12 protein-coding genes are annotated in these 15880 nt (G+C 43.1%); 1 reads left to right on the top strand and 11 read right to left on the bottom strand.

Features of this window, described 5'->3' with window-relative positions; all coding sequences use genetic code 11:
- Window positions 1-55: 55 nt before the first annotated feature.
- A complete protein-coding gene (locus NYE45_RS13665) occupies window positions 56-1042 on the bottom strand; it encodes an aldo/keto reductase (protein WP_340017040.1) in 987 nt (328 codons plus the stop codon).
- A gap of 372 nt (window positions 1043-1414) precedes the next feature.
- Between NYE45_RS13665 and NYE45_RS13660 the strand changes: the two genes are divergently transcribed.
- Window positions 1415-2332: an AraC family transcriptional regulator gene (locus NYE45_RS13660; protein ID WP_340017039.1), complete on the top strand. Its 918-nt coding sequence runs from the start codon at window positions 1415-1417 to the stop codon at window positions 2330-2332.
- Window positions 2333-2427: 95 nt separating this feature from the next.
- Here NYE45_RS13660 and NYE45_RS13655 read toward each other — a convergent pair whose 3' ends face one another.
- The 10 genes from NYE45_RS13655 to NYE45_RS13610 all read right to left on the bottom strand — a co-directional run bounded on the left by NYE45_RS13655 (window position 2428) and on the right by NYE45_RS13610 (window position 15706).
- Window positions 2428-3507, bottom strand: coding sequence for a low specificity L-threonine aldolase (locus tag NYE45_RS13655; RefSeq protein ID WP_340017038.1), 1080 nt, complete (start codon window positions 3505-3507; stop codon window positions 2428-2430).
- Entirely contained in the window at window positions 3504-3926 is a 423-nt protein-coding gene (locus NYE45_RS13650; RefSeq protein ID WP_036670809.1) for a MarR family winged helix-turn-helix transcriptional regulator, read from the bottom strand. The genes NYE45_RS13655 and NYE45_RS13650 overlap by 4 nt, the downstream gene beginning before the upstream one ends.
- 464 nt (window positions 3927-4390) lie before the next feature.
- Entirely contained in the window at window positions 4391-6109 is a 1719-nt protein-coding gene (locus tag NYE45_RS13645; RefSeq protein WP_340017037.1) for an ABC transporter ATP-binding protein, read from the bottom strand.
- Window positions 6110-6111: 2 nt separating this feature from the next.
- Window positions 6112-6486, bottom strand: coding sequence for a hypothetical protein (locus tag NYE45_RS13640; RefSeq protein ID WP_340017036.1), 375 nt, complete (start codon window positions 6484-6486; stop codon window positions 6112-6114).
- A 176-nt stretch (window positions 6487-6662) separates the two neighbouring features.
- Window positions 6663-7604 carry an alpha/beta hydrolase gene (locus NYE45_RS13635; RefSeq protein WP_340017035.1) on the bottom strand — a complete coding sequence of 314 codons (942 nt, stop codon included), beginning with the start codon at window positions 7602-7604 and terminating at the stop codon, window positions 6663-6665.
- 57 nt (window positions 7605-7661) lie between these two features.
- Window positions 7662-9785, bottom strand: coding sequence for a serine hydrolase domain-containing protein (locus NYE45_RS13630; RefSeq protein ID WP_340017034.1), 2124 nt, complete (start codon window positions 9783-9785; stop codon window positions 7662-7664).
- Window positions 9786-10004: 219 nt separating this feature from the next.
- Window positions 10005-12095, bottom strand: coding sequence for a serine hydrolase domain-containing protein (locus tag NYE45_RS13625; protein ID WP_340017033.1), 2091 nt, complete (start codon window positions 12093-12095; stop codon window positions 10005-10007).
- 39 nt (window positions 12096-12134) lie between these two features.
- Window positions 12135-13589: an alpha/beta fold hydrolase gene (locus NYE45_RS13620; RefSeq protein WP_340017032.1), complete on the bottom strand. Its 1455-nt coding sequence runs from the start codon at window positions 13587-13589 to the stop codon at window positions 12135-12137.
- A gap of 127 nt (window positions 13590-13716) precedes the next feature.
- Window positions 13717-14700 (bottom strand): alpha/beta hydrolase, encoded by a 984-nt coding sequence (locus tag NYE45_RS13615; RefSeq protein WP_340017031.1) that lies wholly within the window; start codon window positions 14698-14700, stop codon window positions 13717-13719.
- Entirely contained in the window at window positions 14666-15706 is a 1041-nt protein-coding gene (locus NYE45_RS13610) for an alpha/beta hydrolase (protein WP_340017030.1), read from the bottom strand. Before NYE45_RS13610 ends, NYE45_RS13615 begins: the two co-directional genes overlap by 35 nt.
- Window positions 15707-15880 lie beyond the last annotated feature (174 nt).

Here is a 15880-nt window from a genome sequence, read left to right as displayed (position 1 = left end):
TCATCATTCAAAAAAAAGCCGCCACATGGCGACTTTTTCAGATAAAGCACTCGGATTAACTGAGATTTCCTGTTACCGGATGGGGTACATATGCTTCTTCGAGGAAACGGATCTCTTCCGCAGTCAGCTTCACGGAAAGGGCTGAGATCGCATCCTCCAGATGATGAAGCTTGGTCGCACCGATAATGGGTGCTGTTACTGCCTCTTGGTGCAACAACCAGGCCAGAGCGACCTGTGCACGAGGAATATCTCGTTGCTCAGCTACTTTCATGACTCTCTCCACCACTTGACGATCCGCATCCACCATCGCACTCTCATAGAATGCCTTCCCGACCGGGTCGATTCCTGAACGCGCAGTCTGTTCATTCCAATCCCGGGTAAGACGTCCTTTGGCAAGAGGGCTCCACGGAATAACACCGACTCCTTCTTCCAGACATAAGGGCAGCATCTCACGCTCTTCTTCGCGATACAACAGGTTATAATGATTCTGCATCAAGACGAATTTCGTCCAGCCATGGCGTTCCGCTGTATATTGAGCTTTCATGAATTGCCAAGCATACATCGAAGAAGCACCAATGTATCTGACCTTTCCGGCTTTAACCACATCGTGAAGAGCTTCCATCGTTTCCTCAATAGGAGTTGTGTTATCCCATCGATGGATCTGATACAGGTCTACATAATCTGTACCCAAACGCATGAGACTGTTGTCGATTTCGTTCATAATCGCTTTTCTGGACAACCCTGCCCCGTTAGGTCCTTCATTCATCCGGAAAAATAATTTGGTCGCCAGCACAATCTCTTCCCGACGCGCAAAGTCCTTCAACGCACGTCCAACAATTTCCTCACTGGTTCCATCGGAATAGATATTGGCCGTATCGAAGAAATTAATACCAGCATCCAACGCCTTCTGGATAAACGGACGACTCTGCTCTTCATTCAGTGACCATGGTGCCATTCCGCGTTCGGGTACACCGTAACTCATGCAGCCCAGACATAATCTGGAGACATCCAGACCTGTACGTCCTAATTTCACATATTCCATAGTTCACACTCTCCTTGAATTTGTTTTGTAAAAGGATGTTGTCTCCACCTCTTCGGAAACTAGCTCTACCCAGCATGTGAAGTATATATCTCGATGTACGGAATTCTCTTCCAACTTGATCTGTGATTCGAGCCTGTCAATCAAAATTCGCCTGACCTGGCTTGATAACCATTTCATCACCTTGTTCACCCAACTTTTCAAATAAACTTTAATTGCTTGGCTCTGTTAACATACTCTTAGTATGCCGAGTCATGGGTTGCAAGCGGTATATCAATCGTCTTAATTGATTGCCTGATCCTCTCAGGCCCCCTTTTGGTTCTGTACGGTAAGCTTTATAATATAGCTAGGTAAAACCCGTGAGGAGGAATACGTATGACCGAAGAATTATTTCAACCAAAACAGGAATTAAGTGACCTCATTGAACGCCATTCCAATCATAACGGTGCAATGGAAACGGTGATTCCTTCTCTGTTTGTTTATCACCATTCAAGGATTAGCGAGCCAGCATACAGAGTATATAAACCTTCATTTTGTGTGATTGTTCAAGGGTTGAAAGAAGTATTGCTAGCGCAGGAGCGTTATGAATATGGACCTTCTAATTACCTGATTGCTTCCATGAATCTCCCGGTCATCGGGCAGATTATCAAGGCATCTGCTGATACACCCTACTTAAGTCTCAAGCTCGAATTCACACCGAACCAAATTCTCGAAGTACTGAACGAATGTAATATCAAGGTAACTTTCAACGAAAACGCCAGACGAGCCATGTTTGTGGGTCAGATGGAATCGTCTATTCAGGACGCTGTACTTCGGCTTGTTCGATTGCTGGATACGCCGGGAGAAATTCCGTTCTTGGCTCCATTATACGTAAAAGAAATTCTGTTCCGCCTCCTTCAGGGCCCCTACGGAGGAGAACTGGCGCAAATTGCAGTGGAAGGCAGCAGCACATATCGAATCAGGGAATCGATTGAGTACATCGTTCATCATTGGGAACAGCCATTTCGAGTTGAAGATCTGGCTGAGACTGCCAGCATGAGCGTCTCTTCATTCCATCGTCACTTCAAAGAGATCACAGCCATGAGCCCATTACAATTCCAGAAACAATTAAGATTACAGGAAGCCCGTCGACTCCTGATGGCCGAATCTGCAGATGCAGCTGATGTAGCGTTCCGGGTTGGCTACGAGAGTGCCTCTCAATTTAGCCGCGAATATGCACGCATGTTCGGTGCACCGCCAAGAGCTGATATCCGACGGCTGAAAGAGAAATATGATATCGTCTTGAATGAGTAACCGAGTATGTATTCTCTATCTCACAACTATCACGCAAAAGGCAAACCAAAAAAGGACAACCACGACGGGTTGTCCTTTTTTCAGTAAATTTAAATTTAAACCAATGCTTCGACCCGTTCAGGCACGTGAATCTCTCCGTGCAATAATTGAGCGATATCGCGAGTCAGTGCATCCACATTCTCTTGACGAGTTGCCCAGCTGGTGCAAAACCGTACCGCACTGTGTGTATCGTCAACCTTTTCCCAGAAGGTGAACGTATAACCACTGCGTAATTTCTCAAGCAACAGATTAGGCAGAATCGGAAACTGCTGGTTGGTTGGTGAATCGTACAGGAAGCGTACTCCCTGCTGTTCGAGTGAATCATGAATTCTCAAGGCCATATCCACGGCATGATGGGAAATATCAAGATACAGACCATCTTCGAACAACGTTTCAAATTGGATTCCGAGCAGTCTGCCTTTGGCAAGCAGACCCCCTTTTTGCTTGATCATATAACGAAAATCAGGTTTGAGCGCATCATTCAGGATAACAACCGCCTCTCCCATCAATGCCCCAATCTTAGTTCCTCCAATGTAAAACACATCGCATAAGCGCGCAAGGTCAGCAAGTGTCATATCGCAATCGCGTGAAGCGAGTGCATATCCAAGGCGTGCTCCATCCACGAAAAATGGAAGACCACATGCTCTGCTCACTGTATGCAATGCTTGCAACTCTGCCTTGCTGTACATCGTTCCGTTCTCCGTTGGCTGAGATATGTAGACCATGCCTGGCTGTACACAATGTTCCGGTGACGACTCGTTCATGTGTGCATCGTAGACTGCCCTAACCTGCTCTGGCGTGATCTTTCCGTCCTCGCTTGGAACCGTGAGCACCTTATGTCCCGTAGCTTCAATAGCTCCCGTCTCATGAACCGCAATGTGTCCAGATGTCGCAGCAATCACACCTTGATATGGTCGCAAAATAGAGGAAATCACCGTTGTATTCGTCTGTGTACCACCAACCAAGAAATGAACATCAGCCTGCTCATTGTCACAGGCCTGACGAATAAGCATTCTCGCACGTTCGCAGTGTTCATCCGTACCATACCCGCTCGTCTGTTCCATGTTGGTTTCCATCAGTTTTTGTAAAATGCGTTCATGCGCACCTTCGTTATAATCACATTCAAATCGTATCATCGTGTTGTCTCTCCTGCTTTCTTGTTCAACTTCTCTTGTATGTTCATCATGGAGGTGTATACCTCTTGAATCTCTTCTTCATTCAATTCTTGCATTAATTTCAGAATCTGTTGGTCGGATCGATCATTCAATTGGGCATACAGTTCCTCACCCTTGGCTGTTAGACGAATCAGACTGACCCGGCTGTCGGCAGCAGAATCCACTTTCACCAACAATCCTTCCTTGGAGAGCTTGTTTACGATTCGGCTCATATAACTGCGATCAATAGTCAGTGTATCCACCAAATTGTTCGCAATGCTCTCTCCCCGAATCCCAATCTCAATAATGACCCGTACTTCTGCAAACGAATACCCTGTTCCGAGAATATGCTTGTCGAGTACACCGAGTATGTTGGTATAAAAACGGTTAAAACGTCGCATGTCAGCCAGTATATCTGGATTTATGTACTGAGAGTCGATGTCAAACCCTCCTTTTTAGTGGACATTGTCAACATTATAATAATCACGTTTGTGGACGTTGTCAACATTATATTTTCCTTAGCATTTCATAACCTCCTTTTTAACTTTCAAACAGAAAAAAGCCACGCATATGCGCAGCAAGGTTTACTTCATTTAGATACTTTATCCAGATACTTAGTCAGCTACTTAAGTTTCTATATAAATTGAACTAAACATTTATACGAAACGGAGAGGACAGAAAGAACCTGAAGAAGCGAAGCGTTCGCCTACAAGCTTTCTGCAAGAAAGCTACATCGGAAGCATACACTATCCCCGGATTTCCCCTTTATAGAAGGAATAAAAAAATCTGGGGATAACAGCGATCGGAAGGTTGTTCTGTCATCGGAGTATCAAGTGTAAACATTCTATAGTTTAATTTATATGGATTAAGAGTGACTGTATTGCACCTGATGAAGACGGCTGTATATGCCTCCAGCGGCGACCAATTCCTCATGGTTACCCTGTTCAGCAATGCCATCTGTATTCACTACAATAATTCGATCCGCATTCTTGATCGTCGTCAATCTGTGCGCAATCACAAGTGTCGTTCTACCCACCGACAATTCTGCAAGTGATTGCTGGATCAGTGCTTCCGTTTCCGTATCCAGAGCAGAGGTTGCCTCATCCAGAATAAGAATGGGTGGATTTTTCAAGAACATACGAGCAATGGATAACCGTTGCTTTTGTCCTCCGGACAGCTTGACTCCACGCTCTCCAATGACCGTATCCATACCGTCTGGCAACGTAAGAATTAATTCCTCCAACGAGGCACGACGGGCGGCATCCCAGATTTGTTCATCCGTGGCACGCAGGTCACCATAAGCAATATTCTCCTTAATCGTCCCCGAGAACAAAAATACATCCTGTTGAACAATTCCGATATGCTTGCGCAATGATTGAAGCTTAACGTCCCGAATGTCCACACCATCTACAGTGATGCGTCCCTCTTCTACCTCATAGAATCTTGGCAGCAAGCTGCAAATGGTCGTTTTGCCTGCACCCGAAGGTCCAACGAAGGCTACCGTTTCGCCTGGTCGAACGGACAGACTGATATCATTCAGAATACGCCGACTGGATTCATATCCGAACGAGACGTTTTCGAAGCGAATATCACCCTTCACACTCTCGAATTCAACGGCGTTTTTGCTATCCGCAATTTCAGGCTCCGTATCAATGATCTCCAGATACCGCTTGAAACCAGCGATGCCCTTGGGATAACTTTCAATGACAGCGTTAATTTTTTCGATTGGACGGAAGAAGATATTGGACAAAAGCAGGAAGGCCATGAATTCACCCATATTGATTCTGCCATCGATATAAAACCAGGCTCCGCTAATCATGACAAATACCGTAACCAGTCGCATCATCATATAACTGACCGAGATACTTTTCGCCATCGTTTTGTAGGCAAGCAGTTTGGTTTTACGGAAATTCTCATTGTCTACAGCAAAAAGCTCTTTCTCATGTTGTTCGTTAGCGAATGATTGTACAACACGAATACCACCAACGTTGTCTTCAATGCGCGCATTAAAATTGCCGACGTCTCCGAAGAGTCGTCGATAGGTCTTCGTCATGCGACCACCAAATACGATAATGACCCAAGCCATGATTGGGATAATGATAAAGGTAAGCAGTGCAAGCTCCAGATTAATGTTAGCCATCAGCCAGAACGATCCGATTAAGGTCATCACTGCGATGAACACATCTTCAGGTCCATGGTGAGCAACCTCGCCAATATCATTCAGATCATTCGTAAGGTGACCAATCAAGTGGCCCGTTTTGCGATTATCGAAGAACCGGAAGGACAGCTTCTGCAAGTGAGCGAACATCTTCTCACGCATGTTGGTCTCAATGTTAATGCCCAGCATATGTCCCCAATATGTAACTACATAGTTCAATACGGTATTAAGTGCATAGATGGATAACAGCACGACGCAGGCAAGCATAATGAGAGGCCAATCCTGACCTGGCAACAATTCATTAATGAATTTGCTGACGGCAAGGGGGAAAGCAAGCTCCAGCAAACCTGCGATAACAGCACATCCAAAATCAATTAAAAACAGTTTTTTATAGGGTCGATAATACGAAAAAAAACGACGAATCATACTTATTCACTCTCACTCTCCAGATTCTTATTGGGACTTACATCTTCATTTTGCAACTCGAAAAGGTGAATATACTCATCGATGACCTGATCAATGGCTTTCAGCTCCCCACTAATCATCGGGCGAATATGTTCGTACTCCTCCTGACCAAGTTGTCTGGCGAGCGTTGTTCTTCGATTCTGCATTTGCTCCAGAAATACAAGAATTCGACCGCGGCGGAATGTTTGCGCACCATGGCCCCGTTTTCCCTGATGTTCACCATGTCCTCTGCCACGTCTTGAACGTTCACCACGTTGCTCATTGTCACCCATATCACGTTTCGGACGCTCACCTTGACGTACACTTCGATCCGTTTCATTCATATCACGATCTCTCATATTGCCACCTCCATTACGCGTATACATTTGTATACAACGCATTCATGTATACGATTGTATACGCGATGACAAGTTGTGTCAACCTTAATTTTCCAATAAAGTAACTGCGCTTGTATGTTCATCATCTCTTGAACAAAAAAAAAGCCGCGATTTCGCGACTTCTTTTGTTGGCGACACTATTTTATCTCACTCATAAACTCTCTATAATTTTGAACGATTTCTTTGGATCGGGTGTGATGCAAATAGTGTTCTCCCTCGAATGTCATCACTTTTCCATGCACAGAATCTTTGACCTGCTCTTCATGCAATGGAATCCAGCCTTCCGTTTCGGTATCATTCGCTTGTAAGAAGAAAATCACAGGAAGATCTTTGGGGAAGGACAAGTTCTCGGCAGCTTTGAAATTAGGACCAAAGTTTTCTCCTTCATTCAGGTTGTTCGGATTAAATGTATTTTTGAGTGAAAGTATTCTAATTTGTTCTCTGGTTTCTTCATCAACGTCGGGTGTAATCAATTGATCAGGGGCCAGCTTCATTAGCAATCGGTAGAATCCTGATTTATTAAGCAGTTTGTAGGTTTCGGTTGGAAATGGATCATCATTGCCTCCCTGCGTTGGAACGCTGCTCTCAATCCCGACAAAGGCACTTACTTCGTTAGGATATTTGTTCACATAATCCAGTCCGTAAATTCCTGAAATGGAGTGACCCATGAGCGTGTAACGATGAATATTAAGCTGCTGTAACGCTTCATGAATTTCACTAACCATATTTTCCGTGGTACGCTCTTTTTCAGTTACATCACTTAATCCATAACCGAAAGGCTCAATGACAACGACTTTGTAAAATGGCGATAGCTCATCAATGAGCGGTTTAAAATCAAGGGCTGGGGCGGGTGTTCCATATCCGGGAAGTAATACGACCGTTTCTTCGCCTTTTCCTTGAATTAACACATTCATGTTTTTGCCGTCAACCGCTACGGACTGACCATAGGGTTTTATCTTCCCTTCCTCCGATTTGTTGCTAAATACATTAACGATAAAAACAGTGGCAATAAATAATGCAAAAACGATAACGATGGCTCCGAATATTTTGAGCAAAATGATTAATATTTTTTTCATCATGATGGTTCTCTCCTGTTGAGTTCGTTTGTTGTACAACTGTTTGGAGCTCCATTCATTTTACTTCTTTAATAAAATTTCAAATCGGGAGCCAGCTTCACCTGCAAATACAATACGGCCGTTTTCTGGTAAGACAACTTCATTCTTACCGCTGACCACGGTGTAATTAATACAAATTCCAGTCTGGTCGTATACGGCAAAGGCGCTATTTGCGGGTATTTTCACCGTCATGACTTTTCCTTTCGCATTCACTGGTACCGAAAACCATTTGGCATATCCATCTGCTTGAATGGTTGTTGCGGATTGTTTACCCGGATAGATGGGTTTTACAAGCTCCTCACTGGCGTATACATAACCCAAAGCTGTAAGATACTCTCCTCCGTCCTTTTTAGAGAAATAAATGTCCATCGTATCACGTCCGGCAGTACCCGGAATTTGCAATGGATTAACTGCTTCGTTAGCTCCAGTAATCTTATTATTGGACATATACCCTGGATTCTCTTTGTTCAACTGAATAGGCAGGATCGATGAAGTATTGAGATAGACCATGGATGTGTATTTCTCATTCACCAGGTAATATTTTTTACCATCACGCTTTTCCCATGCGGCTGTAACCTCTTTGGATAATTCGTTGGCTTCCAGCTTTTCCGCATTATATTCTGAGAAAGCCAGTTGTCCGAGCCCTGGAACGGATATATAAGATCGAGACCACAAGTAGGTATTCCCATTTTTCTCCACAACGAATTTCAACTTTTCTGTACCTTCGTCGTTAACAAAAGTACCATCTGCTGTATAGGTGTATTCTTGAGCCGGATTACTCGGAGCTGTAAGTGAAGATACAGTCATTTGTCCAGCCGGATTTATTTTGATCTTCGTAACTGAATTATTGCCACCATATATACCTGCAAACTTGGAGATTTCCGTAGGCATTTCTGCCTTCACGGGTACGCCAAATGATTTTTCCGGCTTACGTTCTGTAATAACGCCCTTTTCCTCAAGTGCGCTGAGTAATAATTCATTCGCAATGAATTGATTGGTTAAGCTCGACCCACCCGAAGAGATAACGGCTGCTGCCATGTTGTGTTCCGGGAGTACCGTTAATGAAGACTGATAAGATAACGTATCTCCGCCTTTCATAACGCTCTTGATGCCGTATTCGTTGAAAGGGAACAAGTTCACACTATCCCAACCTAACCCGTAAGACATCAGCGTATCGCTATCCTCTGGCCACATGCCTCTTTTATACTCTTCTTGCTCCATAGCTTCTACAGACTTACTGGAAAGAATGCCTTCGACCTGTCCCGTGAAGATTTGTGAAAATTTGACCAGATCTTCAGCGGTGGAATAAAGACCTCCTGTAGCGATGATATTATAATTCTCTTTTGGAAGTTGTCCCTCATAAAAAGGGGAATAGATTCCCGCCATGTCTGCCGGGTTAACCACATCCTGTGGTGTTTTGGTATGATTCATATCCAAAGGCTCCGTAAAATACTTGTGTATAAATGCGGTATAACCGATGCCACTTATTCTTTCGACCAAAATCTCGGCTAACGTAAAGCCATCATTGCTGTAGACGGAGTATGCGCCGGGATCTGCCTTCAGGTTTTGATTCGCCAATTGCTCCAGTAATGTATCATGGGAATACGTGTCATTATCTCCGTACAAGGTGGCATTGTTGAATGAGCTACCCAGCAGACCGGAGGAATGATTCAGTAACATACGGGGTGTGATCTGTTTGTATCGGTTATCTTTCATTTTAAAGTCAGGCAAATAGTTCACAACAGGCACATCCAAATCGATCTTGCCTTCGTCAACCAGCTTCATCACAGCGGCTGTAAGCATCATTTTACTGGTTGAACCGATACCATAGATGGTGCTGGAAGTAAGAGGTACCTTATCGTTTAGATCGTTCTTGCCCATCTGACCGGACACCACAATCTCTCCACCATCGATGAGCGCATATTGCAGACTGGTCGTACCGTACGTCTCGGTCAACAATTTGGCTTTATCAATCACGGTTTTCTCGGTTGTCTCATACGTTAGGGTGCTGTTGTTATTCGTTGCAGCCGGTGCGGCCATTGCTGATAGTGGGGCTAACATGGTTAATACTAGAGTTAAAGCTGCAATTGAGGTTCGTTTTTTGACTTTTCTCTTGACCATGATGGTTTTCTCCTGTTGTATCATTCGCATCTTCTCCTGTCAGTATCTCTTTATTAGAGTATCTTGCTTTGGTGCTAAAATAAGCTTAACGAATATAAATGTACTGCTCGTGACGTCTATATGAACCGAATATGAACAGGCAAAATATTTTGAATACATCATGATTCATGATCCTTAATTCTTCCTTTTTTATCCATCAAAATATCCCCTTTAAGTAGACACTTAAAGGGGATAAACACTCGTCTATTTCAATGAAATTTCAAATTTGGAATCAACGTCACCTGCAAATACAATGCGGCCGTTTTCTGGTAACACAACCTCATTTTTACCGCTGATGACAGTGTGATTGATACACACACCCTTTTGATCATATACGGCAAAGGCGCCATTAGCAGGCATTTTCACCGTCATGACTTTTCCTTTCACCGTTGCGGGTATCGAAAACCATTTCGCATAACCGTCTGCTTGAATCGTAGTTACAGATTGTTTGCCCGAATAGAGTGGTTTTACAAGCTCCTCACTGGCGTATACGCCTCCTACGGCTTCAATGTACTCTACTCCATTCTTTTCGGAGAAATAAATCTCCTTGGTATCACGTCCAGCCATGCCAGGGATTTGCAGCTCGGTGACTGCTTTATTGGCTCCAATAATCTTACTATTGGACATATACCCTGGAGTCTCTTCGTTCATATGAAAAGAGAGAATTGGTGATGAATGCAGATAAACTGTAGATGTATATTTCTGGTTCACCACGTAATATCTTTTACCTTCACGCTGCTCCCATGAGGCGATAATGTCCTGGGGTAATTCATTGGCAATCAACTTCTCCGCTGTATATTCGGAGAAAGCCAACTGTCCAAGTCCTGCCAAGGATATATAAGAACGAGACCACAGATACGTACTTCCATTCTGCTCCGTAACAAATTTCAACTTTTCTGTGCCTTCATCGTTCACAAAAGTACCATCGGCTGTGTATGTGTATTCTTGGGCCGGATTACTCGGAGCTGTAAGTGAGGATACAGTCAGTTGTCCAGCATGATTCATTTCGATCTTCTTAACCGAATTATTAGCGCCATATATACCAGCATACGTGGATATTTCTGTAGGTATATCTGCCTTCACTGGCACCCCAAATGATTTTTCCGGCTTACGGTCTGTAATGATGCCCTTTTCCTCAAGTGCGCTAAGCAATAATTCACTCGCAATGAACTGATCTTTGGCACTTGTCCCACCTGATGAGGTAACGGCTGCAGCCAGATTGTATTCGGGCAGTACGATTAATGAAGAGTGATACGATATCGTATCTCCACCTTTGGTAACGGCCTTGATACCATATTCACTGAATGGGAACAGGTTCACACTATCCCACCCTAACCCGTAAGAAATGGACGTATCGCTCTCCTCCGGCCACATGCCTCTTTTGTATTCTTCTTGCGCCATCGCTTCGACCGACTTACTGGAAAGGATGCCTTCGACCTCTCCCGTGAAGATTTGTGAGAATTTCACCAGATCTTCAGCAGTAGAATAAATGCCTCCCGTAGCGATGATATTATAATTCTCTTGTGGAAGCTGGCCTTCAACCAAAGGGGAATAGATTCCCGCCATGTCTGCCGGGTCAACCACATCCTGTGGTGTTTTGGTATGCTTCATATCCAGAGGCTCCGTAATATGGTGGTGTATAAAAGCCGTAAAACTCATGCCACTGACACGTTCAACCAAAATCTCGGCTAACGTAAAACCGTCGTTACTATACACCGAGTATGCGCCAGGATCTGCTTTCAGGTTTTGATTCGCCAATTGATTGAGAAACGTATCGTGTGAATACGTGTCATTATCCCCATACAATGTGGCATTGCTGCCGGAGCTGCCCAGCAGACCGGAGGAATGATTCAACAGCATGCGTGGTGTAATTTGTGTGTAGCGACGATCTTTCATTTTAAAATCAGGCAAGTAGTTCACAACAGGCAGATCCAAATTAATCTTTCCCTCGTCAACCAGCTTCATTACAGCGGCTGTAAGCACCATTTTGCTAGTTGATCCTATGCCATAGATCGTATTGGAAGTAAGTGGCACCTTGTCCTGTAGATCGTTCTTGCCTGTCTGACCAGACACCACAATCTCTCCACCATCAATTAATGCATACTGCACACTGGTCGTATCATACGTTTCGGTAAGGATCTTCGCTTTCTCCGCTACTATTTTCTTGGTTGATTCATACGTCAGATCGCTGTTGTTACTCGTAGCTGGTGCGGCCATGACTGACATTGGAGCTAACATCGTTAACACCAGAGTTAAGGCGGTGATTGAAGTGCGTTTTCCCTTTTGTCGTCCCATTCACATCATCTCCTGAGTTTAAATGTTTGTTTTGCTTGATTAGAGCTCTTCTGGGTCTACAAATTTCACCTCCGGATACAAATTGTTCGGTCCCTGAATCAAATCTCCACCGGTACCTTTCAGTTGCTTGTTAAAGAAATCGAGTACATATTCGTTTACGATGTTTGATCCTCTTTTACCATTGATGTCTCCTGTGATCCCTGACAGTTTAATCAACTCCGAATAGAATTGAAGGTCTGTGAAATTGAAGTGTTGGGTTCCTTCGATATAAATCACATCCCCCTCATGTTCGATAACATTCTTCATAATGTGCAGCTCATCTGATAGAAATTTAGTTACTTCGTCATCCGAATTTCGATCCTTTTCAAAATTGGCTAACCAGTCTTCAAAACTTCCCGATCGGATGAACATAAACGGCTTGTTTATATCATCCCTATTTTCCACTTCATATAATGACCCGTCCATATTGACCCCAGCCTTGATTCTTTGATCTAAATACGTTGCATTAAACGCGGTTGCGCCCCCAAAAGAATGCCCCATCGCGCCGATGTGATCTAGATCGATTTTCCCTTTAAACTGACTTTCAATTGCACCTGAATTCAGCTTTTCGATTTGATCGATCACAAACTCCACGTCTTTCGTCCATACATCCCCTGTTTCTGTACGTTCATCTAATGTAGTCGTACTTTTTTTGTAATCCGTTACACGGCCATCTGGAAAAAGGGTAGCAAAGGTGCTATACGTATGATCGATGGTGACCACGATAAACCCATGACTGGCCAGATTCTCGGCCTGTGATGCTTGTAGAACTCTACTGGTTCCCATACCATGAGATAGCAGTACCACGGGATAAGGACTTGTGGAAGGTAATATTTCTACATTTTCATAAGAGTTGGTTTGACTATACTTCAAGTAGTCGAGCACAAATTCGGGCAGTTTTAAAGAAGTAGAGAAGCTCTGAATATACTTTTTGAACATTTCTTTATTGTTTGGAAACAGCGTGTCACGCTTGCTATTAATGCTGTTTTCAGTAGGGTACCAGAATTGAACCATTAGTTCCCTCTTGTCGCTTTGATCTTCAGTGAAGATTTCGTCTCTGTTCTGGTCTGTTAAATGAAATGTTTGAGTGCCCACTTTCTCTGGACCATCCGGCTTCGGCAAATTAAAGACAGGTAAGTATACAGACAAGGCAGTAGAACCAACCAGCAGAATGACAATCAGGGAAGATAAACTATATTTCAAAAACTTCCCTATTTTTAGATTCATCATCTTTTCGGAATGTCTGAGTAAAACAATAAGCATGAATAGAGCCGTCAAGATATATACCAAAAGCATCTGCCATCTATATCCTTCAACCAACAATTGAACTACGAATATCACGCCACTTCCTATCCCCAAACCTAATCCTGTTTTCTTTGCACTTCTTTTAATAAATAGTAGGTCTACGAGTAAAGCGAAACAGGATAAAACTAAAAGTATCTCAAATAATCTCATTTGAATGCCTCTCTCTCATCACGGCAACGGCCGAATTAATCAATTATGGAAAAACCGCCCCGCAGGACGGTATTTCAAATTCATTCATGCACATCTGGTAAATCACGAATATACTTTTACAGGATCGTTACTTCGCTTCGTTCATGAATGCTCTAACATCTTTAGCTATTTCTTTAAATAACGTATGGTGCAAGTAATGTTCACCATCCATGGTGATTACTTTTCCATGTACCGAATCTTTGATCTGCCCTTCATGCAGCGGTATCCATCCTTCTACACCTTCATTGTTTGCTTGTACAAAGAGAAGAAGTGGAAGTTCTTTAGGGAAGGTTAAACCTTGAGCACCTTTAAAATTGGTATAAATATGGTCCATCTCGTTTAATGACGTGGGATTATACATGTTTTTATTCGTAATCCATTTCATCTGCTCTACCGTCTGTTCATCAAATGCAAGTCCCTCATAGGGGTCTGCACCCACTTTCATCATTAATCTTAAGAGACCTGTATTTCTGAGGAAAGCGAATGTTTTTAATGGGAATTTGGTATCTGTAATACTTGGTTGGGTGGATACACTGCTATCAATACCGACAAAGGCAGTTACCTCATCCGGATATTTGTTCACATAATCAATGCCGTAAATGCCTGCAATGGAGTGGCCCATGAGCATGTATTTGTTAATATCAAGTTGCTGCAGAGCTTCATGAACTTCACTTACGATATTCTCTGTGGTTCTTTCTTTTTCAGTTTCATCACTTAATCCATATCCGAATGGCTCAACAGCAACAACTTTGTAATATGGTGATAATTCATCAATAAGTAGCTTGAAATCAAGCGCTGGTGTTGCTGTTCCATAACCGGGTAGAAGTACAATCGTTTCCTTGCCTTCACCTTGAATGAGCACATTCATATTTTTTCCGTCTACAGATACATGCTGACCATAGGACTCTATCTTCTTCGCTTCTGAATTACTACTGATCACATTCGTGATATAAACAATACCTAGAAATAGAATAATGGCGATTACGATTGCTCCTGCTATTTTTAGTATCATGTTTCTCACTTTTTTGGCCCTTGATCTATTCTTTGTTTTCTTTTCCGCTGGTTGTGTCACGCTCATCTTCTCCTGTCTTGAACTGTTGTGTCATAAATCCCCTGAATTTTTCAGCAATTTCTTTGGCATGGGAACGGTACAAATAATGATTTGCTTCCAACAGCACCACTTCACCACGCACAGAGTTCTCTATTAACTTCTCGTGCTCGGGAACCCAATTGTCCACTGCCGGATGATTTTTTTGAACAAAGAAAAGAACCGGAAGATCAACAGGGAATGTTAACTGTTCAGCTGCTTTAAAATTGGAATACATGCTTACAATCTCGTTTAATTGAGTTGGATTAAACATGTTCTTTTGTATCAAAATGTTCAATTGTTCTTTGGTTTGTTCATCATACGGTAGCCCAGCATATGGATCATCACTCATTTTCAATTGCAAACGTGGGAAACCCAAGTTACGGTACCATTGAATCGGTACGATTTCTGATGCTTCAACCTTCTGTTCACTAATCGCGGGAACACTGGTGTCCAGCCCAACGTATGCACTTACTTCATCTGCATATTTGTTCACATAATCCAGACTGTAGATGCCCGAGATGGAATGACCCATCAAGATGTAACGATCAATATGTAGACTCTGTAACGCTTCGTGGATTTCACTGACGATATTCGCTGTACTGCGTTCCTTTTCGGTCTGATCGCTCAATCCGTAACCAAAAGGTTCAACCACGACGACTTTATAATCGGGAGATAATTCAGAAATGAGCGGCTTAAAATCAAGTGCAGGTGACGCTGTGCCAAAACCCGGCAAAAGTACAATCGTTTCCTCGCCTTCGCCTTGAATGAACACATTCATATTTTTCCCATCCACGGATACATGTTGACCATACGGCTCCATTCTTTTTTGCTCCGAATAACTACTGATTTTGTTAACGGTATACACCGTGGCTATAAAAAATAGGATTACTATAACGATTGCGGCAAGCACTTTAAGCAAAATGCCTAACACTTTCTTTGTTTTGCTTTTATTTTGACTCTTTACTCCTTTGTCTCCTTGGTGTTTCACGTTCATCTGCTCCTATCCTCATCTGTATATTGGTCTAACAGGTTGCTAATGCAAGCCTAACCAACAAAGATGTACTCCCCGTGACCGGAATATGAACGGAATATGAACAAGCAAAAAAATACCATGTGTAACCATGCAAGGAAACTTGCATGTTACACATGGTATGGAAATTCG

Source organism: Paenibacillus sp. FSL K6-1318, from assembly GCF_037976905.1.
GTDB lineage: Bacteria > Bacillota > Bacilli > Paenibacillales > Paenibacillaceae > Paenibacillus > Paenibacillus amylolyticus_A.
This window is presented reverse-complemented; position numbering and strand designations above follow the sequence as displayed.